The organism is Syntrophomonas zehnderi OL-4 (assembly GCF_000983115.1).
Lineage (GTDB): Bacteria > Bacillota > Syntrophomonadia > Syntrophomonadales > Syntrophomonadaceae > Syntrophomonas_B > Syntrophomonas_B zehnderi.
Window position 1 is genome coordinate 24,219 of record NZ_CGIH01000052.1, and the last position, 10,867, is coordinate 35,085.

Annotated in this window: 7 protein-coding genes; all 7 read right to left on the reverse strand. The window is 42.9% G+C overall.

Annotated features, from left to right (window positions below; translation table 11 throughout):
* Nucleotides 1–21 precede the first annotated feature (21 nt).
* The 7 genes from AAV90_RS13460 to AAV90_RS13490 all read right to left on the reverse strand — a co-directional run bounded on the left by AAV90_RS13460 (nucleotide 22) and on the right by AAV90_RS13490 (nucleotide 10,678).
* Entirely contained in the window at nucleotides 22–1,365 is a 1,344-nt protein-coding gene (locus AAV90_RS13460) for an acetyl-CoA hydrolase/transferase family protein (RefSeq protein ID WP_046500064.1), read from the reverse strand.
* Between the two features lie 19 nt (nucleotides 1,366–1,384).
* Nucleotides 1,385–2,167, reverse strand: coding sequence for a short-chain-enoyl-CoA hydratase (locus AAV90_RS13465; RefSeq protein ID WP_046500066.1), 783 nt, complete (start codon nucleotides 2,165–2,167; stop codon nucleotides 1,385–1,387).
* A gap of 56 nt (nucleotides 2,168–2,223) precedes the next feature.
* A complete protein-coding gene (locus AAV90_RS13470) occupies nucleotides 2,224–3,072 on the reverse strand; it encodes a 3-hydroxyacyl-CoA dehydrogenase family protein (RefSeq protein WP_157609587.1) in 849 nt (282 codons plus the stop codon).
* 432 nt (nucleotides 3,073–3,504) lie between these two features.
* Nucleotides 3,505–5,628, reverse strand: coding sequence for a sigma 54-interacting transcriptional regulator (locus AAV90_RS13475; protein WP_242847582.1), 2,124 nt, complete (start codon nucleotides 5,626–5,628; stop codon nucleotides 3,505–3,507).
* Between the two features lie 443 nt (nucleotides 5,629–6,071).
* Nucleotides 6,072–8,009 carry a sigma-54 interaction domain-containing protein gene (locus tag AAV90_RS13480; protein ID WP_052729813.1) on the reverse strand — a complete coding sequence of 646 codons (1,938 nt, stop codon included), beginning with the start codon at nucleotides 8,007–8,009 and terminating at the stop codon, nucleotides 6,072–6,074.
* A 289-nt stretch (nucleotides 8,010–8,298) separates the two neighbouring features.
* Nucleotides 8,299–9,372 (reverse strand): alcohol dehydrogenase catalytic domain-containing protein, encoded by a 1,074-nt coding sequence (locus tag AAV90_RS13485; protein WP_046500068.1) that lies wholly within the window; start codon nucleotides 9,370–9,372, stop codon nucleotides 8,299–8,301.
* 391 nt (nucleotides 9,373–9,763) lie between these two features.
* Nucleotides 9,764–10,678, reverse strand: coding sequence for a M99 family carboxypeptidase catalytic domain-containing protein (locus tag AAV90_RS13490; protein ID WP_046500070.1), 915 nt, complete (start codon nucleotides 10,676–10,678; stop codon nucleotides 9,764–9,766).
* Nucleotides 10,679–10,867: the final 189 nt, after the last annotated feature.

The following is a 10,867-nucleotide window of genomic DNA, read 5'->3' on the forward strand; positions in this document are numbered from 1 at the left end:
AGTTAATTAATCTAAATTGGTCTAGGCATAGAGCTTATTACTTCTTAACCAAATCTTGGCATCTTCAGCGGCTTTTACAAGTTCATCGCGAAAGGCTGGGTGGGCTATATTTATCAAGCCTTCGGCCCGCTCCCAGGTGCTTTTACCTTTCAAATTAAAGGAACCATATTCGGTAATAACATATGAGGTAATTGAACGCGGAACGGTTACGATGGTTCCTGGACTAAGACCTGGTTTAATGCGGGAGACTAAGCTGCCGTCTGATTTTTTCACACTGGAACTAAGGGCGATTATTGGTTTTCCGCCTTGAGAGTGAAAAGCACCGATAATAAAATCCAACTGACCGCCGGTTCCCGAGATCTGCCTTCCTGCTGAGGCTTCCGATGCTACCTGACCATAAAGATCAACCTCCAAGGCATTGTTTATAGCTACTACATTGTTGTTTTGAGCGATAATGTAGGGGTCGTTGCAATAGTGTACCGGATAACTGGCGCAGACTGGATTATAGTCCAGGAAATTATAGAGCTTGTCACTACCCATGGCAAAGGTATATACCATTTTTCCTTTGTCCAAAGTCTTCTTGGCTCCGGTAATTTTACCGGCCTCGTACATGTCCACGAACGAGTCACACAGCATTTCTGTGTGTACCCCCAGATCTTTCAAATCCGATTGGGCAATTAAGGCTCCAACCGTGTTAGGCATAGCACCGATGCCTAATTGTATGCAGGCACCGTCCATCATCTCCTCCATTACCAGTGCAGCGATCTTCTGGTCGACCGTACTAACCGGCAGTTCAGGCAAACTGACTAATTTGGAATTGGTACTGCTTTCCACAATGTAATCAACTTCTGATATATGGATCGATTCTCCCAGCCCTCCTAGGCATACCGGGGCAGAGGAGTTTACCTCTACGACTAGCTTTTTAGCCTGTTTCGTACTGTATGAGGCCATTGAATTTGAGGTACTGAAATTAAAAAAGCCATTTTTGTCAATTGAGGTTACCGGTTGAAAGCTCACATCAACATCCAGGTCTTGATAAAGAGAGCGGGCTTCATGGTAAGTCAGCGGGATATAACTGCATAAATTTTTATCCATTAACCGCCGAGAAGTACCGGAAAAGTGCCAATCATTCATGATAAAATGTTTTCTTTCCGGATCCACCTTACAAACCTCGGGCAGCCAACTCATAGTTGTCAGGCGGATTTTTACATCGGTTAATTCGTCTTTACGTTTGGCCAGGGCTGCATCACAATCCTTAGGCTGCATGACAAATTCGCCCATCTGAACCCAGTCGCCTGATTTAACCAGTTTGGCTGCTTCCTCAGCGGTTATCAATTTGCTTTTATATTCGGCGATATAATCCATTTTGCAATCACTTCCTTAACTACTTGGTTTTAAAATCAGGCTTTCTTTTTTCCATAAAGGCTTTCATACCTTCTTTTTGATCTTCAGTGGCGAAGCACATGCCAAATAAATCTGACTCCATGCCGATACCGGTATCAATATCTACCTGCAGACCCTTGCCGACCGCTGTTTTGGAATAACCGACTGCCAAAGGGGCCTGACGGGCAATCTTGCCAGCCAGTTTTTTTGCCTGATCCATCAATTCACTGCCAGGATAAACATGGTTTACCAGGCCAATCCGGTAAGCTTCAGGGGTTTTGATAGTATCCCCGGTAAATATCAGCTCCTTGGCTCGTCCTTCTCCGACCAGTCGGGCCAAACGCTGGGTTCCTCCATAGCCGGGAATTACCCCCAGTCCTACCTCAGGTTGACCAAAAACAGCATGTTCAGCAGCTAGTCTAATATCACAAGCCATGGCCAATTCACAGCCGCCCCCCAAGGCAAATCCGTTAATTGCTGCGATAACGGGTTTTTCCATAAGTTCAATCATGCGAAAGACATCTTGACCTAATTGAGAAAAAGCCCGGGCTTCACTAACACTTAAATTATGCATATAGGCGATGTCAGCACCAGCCACAAAAGCCTTTTCACCAGATCCCGTAATGATTAACGTTTTCACATCTGAATCATTTTTAACATCCATTAAAACGGCCTTAATATCCAACAAGGTTTCCCGGTTAAGTGCATTCATGGCTTTGGGACGGTTGATATAAAGGGTTGCCAGGTTATCTTCTTTATCTAAAATCACGTTTTCGTAAGTCATGTTTACACCCCCCAATCAGGATGAGAAATTTTTATTGCAACTCATCCAGCTGTTTTCTAGTATTCAAAGAAGCCGCGACCAGTTTTGCGCCCTAACCAGCCGGCCCGTACATACTGTTTTAGGAGGGTAGAGGGTCGATATTTGGGGTCACCGGTTTCTTCATAAAGCGTGTTCATAACGGCCAAGGCGATATCGGTTCCGACCAGATCGCAAAGCGCCAGGGGACCCATAGGCCAGTTGGCACCTAATTTCATGGCGGTATCTATATCCTCGGCGGTAGCTAGGTTCTCATAGAGAATAGAACAGGCCTCATTCATGCCCGGAGTGAGAATGCGATTTACTACGAACCCGGGACCTTCCTTTACCTTAACTGGAGTTTTACCAATCTTTTTGGTAAGCTCCGTAACCACGGCTACGGTTTCTTCGGAAGTCTGCAATGCCGGAATGATTTCAACCAGTTTCATAACGTTAGCGGGATTAAAAAAATGCATACCGATTACCCGGTCAGCTCTTTTGGTAATAGCCGCAATTTCGGTAATGGATAGGGAAGAAGTGTTGGTTCCGATGATTACTTCCGGTTTCAGTAAGGCATCCAGACGCGTATAAACATCTTTTTTAACCTCCATGTTTTCAAATACAGCCTCAATTACGAAATCGGAAGCAGCCAGATCTTCAAATTTCCCGGTAGTCTTAATATTATTCAGTACCGCATCTTTAGTACCGGCCGGAGCTTTACCCTTTTCTTCAAGCTTTCCCAAGCTTTTGCCTATCGCTTTAACCGCTTTGTCGCAGAAATCCTGCTTAATATCATAGAGTATGACTTGGTAATCCGCGGATGCCAATGTCCAGGCAATCCCTTGTCCCATCGTTCCGGCACCTAATAAACCAATTGTTTTTATGTTCATTTATAAATCCTCCTTTGCTGATTGTTTGTAGATTTGGTATGTTTTAGAACTAGCCTCCTCTCGCGTATTGACTCCGTTTTGTTGTTTATGCTCATACATATATACAAGAGTCATGCCAATTTTGCATAAACACTCGTGTTGACCAGTATACAAGGGAAAGAGAGGAAGGAGATTAAAGATGAACGGACGAATAAGAACCCAAAACAGGAGACGTTGCGGGTGGAAAATAGTACGGAAAAAAGTGAATTAGAGTACAAACTCCTTGGTGGCAGGGGGTTGGGATACTATTATCCCAAAATAGGAGAGCGCTTTCGCAGATATGTGAAATAAAGCACAAAAAACAGGACGATTTTGACACATGCAACCGTTTCTAGCAGAATGCTTCTGGGGCGCGACGATTAATGTAAAAGTGAGTGATTTAATTATAATCGATTAGCTAAGACCATATTTATTCAGTTTGCGGTAGAGCGCGGAACTATGGATCCCAAGCAGTTTAGCTGTTTTAGACTTGTTGTTACCGCTTTTGGTCAGAGCCTGGATAATAAGTTCTTTCTCTATGTCCTCAATCTTTTCTGCCAACGTTTTTTCCTCGTTTATTTCTGTGGCAGCGTCTAAATCGTATTTGTCATTATACAAAGAAGGGAGGTCAGCTTTTTGAATACAATTGCGGAAATTCATATGGGCAAGATTGATCGCTCTTTCCAATAGGTTTTCCAATTCCCGTACATTTCCGGGCCAGGTGTAGTTTCGTAATATTTCCATGGCCTCATCGGAGATGCTGTTAACAGATGTTCCTAAGTGATGGTTAAGTCTGACAATTAAACTATACGCTAATAGCGGCAGGTCATCCAGGCGTTTTCTTAAGGGGGGAATCCTTAACTGAACAACGTTTAAGCGATAATAAAGATCTTCACGGAACTCGTGATTATTTATCATTTTTTCTAAATCACGGTTGGTTGCGGCTATAACTCTTACATTTATGTCGATGGGCGAGGTTCCCCCTACCCTTTCCACCACTCTTTCCTGCAAAACCGCTAAAAGCTTAGTTTGCATATTAAAAGGCATGTCACCGATTTCATCCAGAAATATGGTTCCTCCTTTGGCGAGTTCAAATTTTCCAGGTTTGCCCCCTTTTTTTGCGCCGGTAAAGGCACCTTCTTCATAACCAAATAACTCTGATTCCAGAAGGTTTTCGGGCAGGGCGGCACAATTGATTCGGATAAATGGCCCCAAGCTGCGACTGCTGGCGTTATGAACTGCTTGGGCAAACAACTCTTTGCCGGTACCGCTTTCGCCGGTAATAAGTAGGGTTGACGAAGTCTTGGAAAATTGGCGGGCCATATCTTTAATATTTGTAAACTCACGACTCTGGCCGATTAAATCTTCAAACTGCCATTTGGCTTTATATATGGAACGGATTTCTTCTTTATATATGAAAAGTTCTTTTTGGGTATCCTGCAGCCTTCTAATAAGAGACTTCACTTCATTCATATCCAGAACAACACTATGGGCAATAGCCCCGATTATTTGACCGTCTTTTTTTATGGGCAGCCGATCAACGATAATATCTTCATCGGGATGCAGACCCCAGATGTCGGCTTTGTCGGTTCTTCCGGTAGCTAGGATTTCCGGCAGTTTGGAATTGGGAACAATGTCTAAAATATATTTGCCGATGACTGCTTCCCGCGGCATTTTTAATAATTTTAAAAAAGTATTGTTGACAATAGTTATGTAGCCTAAATGATCTACTATAACATAGGCTGTATAAGGGTTTTCTATCAATCCTTGAAATATAATATTAAATTCATTATTCTCCTGCAGTTTATCCATTAGAAATTCATGGGCGGTAACATCCAGGGTCAGAGTATGTCCGATAGCTCCGATTACCTGATGATCCTTAACAATCGGCAAACGGTTAACGATCATATGATGGTTGTTTACAGACCAGATATCTACTTTATCCACTCTGCCCGATTCCAGAATTCGGGGAAGTCTGGAATGAGGGGTAATATCTTTTACATGCTTGCCAATTACGTCCCGGCGTGATTTCGCTAAAACATCAAGATAGGTCTGATTAACATGACTTACGTGGCCGTTTCTGTCAATAATAATATATCCCACAGCCGGACTGTCAATAAGTTCGTTGATAATGGTATCTAATTCAGGATCTGTTTTGGGTTCGGTTTCATTAAATTTGTCAATCAGTTCTTGGGCGTATGATATGTCCAAGAACAAACTGCTGGCTACCGCACCAATAATTCTGCCTTCTTTAATTATCGGTACCCGGTTCACAATGGTATTATGCCCATTTATCTCTACCACATCAGCTTCATCAATGCAGCCTGTTTCCAAAACCCGAGTCAGTTTGCCGTCTGGTATAATCTCCCCAATATCTCTGCCCAAAACCTCATCTTCCGTCATTTCCAGGATATCCAACAGGGTTTGGCTGATAGTGGTAATTCGGGCATCGGCATCTACCACCACAAAAAAAATACTGGGGTTTTTTATCAGTGCATCCATAACATTAGCCAATGCAAAATTAGAGGATTTTAACAAAGCTAATCGCCTCCATCACGCAAATCAGATATCTGGGCAGGGCAGCTTGTATTTTTTCTATGATAGGAAAAGTTGACGCATCCCATGAAGCGCCCATGACCGCAGGTTACCTACTTTACTACTTTTGTATTGTCCTCATCCATTATTAAACGGCGAGCGTCCGCTGTGATTGTTTGTGCTAAAGCTTCCGCTTGAGAAAGCGGGTTTTAAAGTATAAAGGCTGATGCTGCAGATAGAGTATGTTTAAAAGTTAAATCAGTGCAAGATTTGTTTAATTAATCCGCGGGTACTGCTTCCTAACGTTTACTGGCAAGATTGCCTCTGTAATCGCATCTATCTACCGGCTAGATTCATTTAAATTCTAACACAAATTAAGATAACTGTTAATTCAGCTATATTCGACACATTTCTAATTAAATAGTTGGTAGGTATATGATATTCCTTTATTTGCGCAGGGTTTTCAGGGGGATCTCCAGGCGCTTCATTTTTTGATATAGGGTTGAGCGGGCAATGCCTAATTCGGCAGCACTTTTGCTGATATTACCTTGGTGTTTTAAAACCGTTTCCATGATTGCCGTTCGTTCAAAATCCTTGAGGCTACTGTTATTATCAGTTGATAAGGGGGGATTTTCGCGTATAAACAAGGGCAAACATTCACAATCAATGATATTGCCATCACTGTATATAACGGCCCGTTCCAATACATTTTGCAGTTCGCGCACATTTCCGGGCCAATGGTATTGACAGAGGCAATCCAGGGCGGCCGGGCTGATCTTGACATCATCAATCAAATCAAGTTTTTGGCTCAGTTCGCTTAGAATATGACTGCACAGCAGGGGAATATCAGCAACGCGTTCCCGTAAAGGGGGCATTTTTATTTCGATGACATTAAGGCGATAATACAAGTCTTCTCTGAAAGTGCCATTTCTGACCTGTTCATAGAGATTGCGGTTGGTTGCGGCGATGATCCGTATATCGATCTTACGGGGTTGGCTGCCTCCAACCCGGGTGACGGTTTTATCCTGCAGACAGCGTAAGAGGCTGACCTGCATCTCGATGGGCATTTCTCCGATTTCATCCAAAAAAATGGAACCACCATCGGCCTGTTCAAATTTACCCGGCTTGCCTCCTTTAATTGCTCCCGTGAAGGCCCCTTCTTCATAACCAAAAAGCTCGCTTTGCAGCAATTCCCTGGTAAGCGCCCCGCAGTTTATCGCCACAAAAGGACCCTGTGAACGGCTGGCCATATGAATGGATTGGGCCAAAAGCTCTTTGCCGGTGCCGCTTTCTCCTTCGATGAGTACATTAAAGAAAGAACGGGCAGTTTTCTGAGCTATAGTTTTAACCAATTTGATCGGCATCGTTTCTCCGATCAGGTCTTCAAAACGATGCAGGCTATTGTTAGCCTGGGAAGGTATAAAACCAATCTTTTGGGGAGTATTTCTTTTAAACGAAAGGGTAATCAGGGAATGGTGATAAAAATTATCGATAAAGATCTTTTTAACCATGGTATAGTTGTTTTTGCGCTGGCCTTTAATCGTAATACTGTTAATAGTACTCAACTCATCACTGCAGGCCAGTAATTTGCGATAATCGATTTCACCTAATAAATAGTCACGGATATTTTTGCCGATCAGATGCTTTAATGGAGTATCCGACAATTGGGAGAATCCCTGGTTGGCACTTATGATTTCACCTGACTGGTTGACCGCGATTGCTGCTTCTGGGATTTCTTCCAGTAGCAAACCAATTTTGTTAACCGCAATCTGTTCAAAAACCAAACTGGATTGAACCAGTTGGGAGGCTATTTTAACAATCGGCACCAGCGTGGATACGTTGTTTGTTTCGCTGACAATGCCGAAAGCACCGGCTATGCTTTTGTCATAATTAAGGATTCGATCCCCGATGGTATTCCATGTCGATGCCTGGGGATAAATATGATCGTATCCGTAAACCTCAACCATTTTATTTTCCTGGCGAGAAATATTAATGGCATTGGAACAAGCCAGCAACTCATGATAGCGATTGCCCAGGGGAATATCCTGGCTGCCGCTATAAACGACATCTAATATAAGCCCTGTGGAATCCATAAGTATAAGGGCATAGTTTAAGACTTCTTTATGCCTTAAAATACAGTCTACCCGCCGCATGACCGGTTTGTAATTGTTTATCAGAATGCGGCTTGATGACTGCTGGCGGGCAAATTCTTCATCAGACAGGCATACAATAGGGCCGTGAATTTTCTTGTGATCGCACCTTATCCAGGAGGTATAGGAATCCGGCCTTAAAATTCCATTTTGTAATTGCCCGGTATCCATAAACATATTCCAGGCATCAGCCAGGTTGTTATAAGCCGTTTTACAATAATCATAATAGCTCATAGGAAAACCATCCCCCCAATATTTCCCCCAGGAACTAATTTATGGGCCATTTGTTTATTATTCTAGCAACCACGTATAAAAAGCCAGAAAATTTCATTCATTTTAAACAATATAGCATAAATTGTCTAATAATTTTCCACTATATATTATCTTAATGTAAATTACAAAACAAAAAAAGAAAGCTTCCAGCTTATAGCTAGAAGCTTGCCAGCAAATACGGATTAAAAACTAAATTATTAGTTGCGCACGCTGTTTATATATGAATTTATTATTAAAAAGCTAAGGCAACTTATCTTTCGTAAGGTGTAATTAGCCATTTGATACAGCCGTCCTGGCGGTTGCCAAAGATTTCATAACCTTTCATGATGTCGTTTAAGGGAGCTTTGTGGGTAAGCATGAAATTAGTGTTTAAGGTACCGTCTTTGATTAATTCCAGCATCTCCGGCACCCCTTCACAGACCTGGATTCCCATTTTAAGTTGATGATTTTTAACGATCATTTCCACAACGGGCAGTTTAATGATGGGATCGGCAAATATAGCCACGGTAGAAACGATACCCCCTGGTCTGGTAACCGCAACAGCCATAGCCATGGTTTCTTCCAGCCCCGGGGTTTCAATGGTTGCATCAACACCTAGACCGCCGGTTGCTTCCAGGAACTTTTGGGCGACATCATCAGTCGCCGGGTTGATGATGATATCCGCAATACCTTCTTTTAAAGCCAAATCCAGACGATACTGCAGTATATCTACGGCAATTACCTGACGAGCTTTAAACATCTTCTTTGCCAGCAGACAGGCGGACAATCCTACCGGCCCTACTCCGATAACAGCCACAGATTGCCCTTCGCTCAGCTGAGCATTATTGAGTCCGAAGTAAGCGGTAGCCAACATATCAGGGAGCAGAATAATATCTTCTTCCGTCATGCCTTCTGGGATCAAATATAGCTGGCCTTCCATATCAGCCACAGGAATCCTGATGTATTCAGCATGACACCCTTCCAGTTTGCCAACACTACCAAATACTCCGCCGTTCTCACACATGGCAATAAGACCGAGTCGGCACATTAGGCATTCTCCGCAATGGGAACCCGGTTTTACTACACAACGGTCACCTACTTTATAGTTTTTTACCGCTGAGCCCACCTCAACGATTTCCACACAGCATTCATGACCGATGGTTTTGGGGTAAGGAGTACTCTCCACTTCACCTTTTACGGTATGAATGTCGCTGCTGCAGATAGCTGCCAGGGTTACTCTGCCGATTACGTCAGTCGGTTCAATGATTTGCGGTACCGGTACATCAGTCAGGCTGTAGTTATTGGGCTCATGATATACCAATGCTTTCATCGTAGTCTGTTCCATTACAACTTTCCCCCTAATCTTAATCATAATGATATGCTGCAATTCAGTAATCGAAATGCAGATGCCCATATATCATTGCAAATATCATGCCTGATATGACTATTTGTGATTTAAAATTACGTATACGAATATATATGCTGGCAGTATAGGCCTGGGTTAACAGTATAAATGGAAAATGTTGAGGGTGTGGAACGGTGAAAAGCAAAGATTACAAATAAAAGTGTAGTGATTTAAATCACTCTCTGTTGTAATTCTGGACACTTGTTTGTAGAATAATGCTGCATTATAAGCAAAAGTTCCCGGATTTTTGCGATTTTTCTAGTTAAAAACCGCAGGGGAACTGTCTCCTGCGGTTTAAAAAAAACTGCCACCATTAGGTGGGATTGGTTGCCTAGTTCATGCCTAAATGATTTAGCAATATATTGGCAGCTTTAAGCTGGTTATTTACACGTTTGTTTAAAGTCTCCTTGGAACAGGATTCAAAAATAAAGCTATTAGCTCCAACGGTTACAGCGGCACATCGAGCGGCACTGCCTTTCACCGGGTATTTGAGGAGAGAAAACTGTTTGCTTTTATATTTGATGCCTGTATTCAGTGAAGATACAATCTTTTTGGCCAGTGGAGTCATTTGGCTGGAAGGATAGTAAATTACTGATTGTCCCACCGAGCTATTGGAAGTATTTTTAGCATAGTCATAACCTTCATGCATGTCCATTACCCAATCGACCTTATAGTCTTTCATTACTTTCAGGATCGCTTTTGCGAGTGTTCCGTTGGCACTGCCGTTTTTGGTGGTTGGGAAGGCTCGGTTAAGATCGATACTCCCCTTGGCGGTTCGCTTATTAGCTGCGATAGCTCTTTTGTTAGCCTGGGGTATGACCAGGATGGTGCCTTTGCTGGGACGGTATTTAGTCAGTTGCTGGGCAGCTTTGTAACCAGCCGTTTCATTTCCATGCACGCCGCCGATGAACATAACCGTAGGCCCAGGTTTACCGCTTTTGATTACGTAGAGCTCGGTTGCATGTATGGTTCCGGGTGCCAGTGTTTTAATCGACACCCCGGCGGTGCTACTTGAATTAACACTGGCAGTTTGCACCGCTTTGCCTGTAGCGGCACTGACAGTTTTAGTGCTGAAAATATCTAAGGGGGAATGGAGGCTTTTATGTATTGCGCCAGGTGTAATTGCGGTACTGTTATGTATGAGAGAACTTTCCGAGGGGGTAAACGATGGACCGATTATGGTAAATACAAATGTTAACAGTATTAAAAACGACACGTTTCTACAGCTACGCTTTTTTTTAAGCATTTTATCATCCTTTCTTCTTAACGTTTCTGCAAACCCTCGCCTCCTATGGATAAACATTATACGACAAAATAACCACAACATCCGGAGTAAGATTTTCCAAACAAAAAATGTTTCGGTTGGGCCTAAAATGACGGAAAGATGGGGGAGTAAGGGGAGGGGGTGGGGCCAATCTGTGGCGTAATATATAGG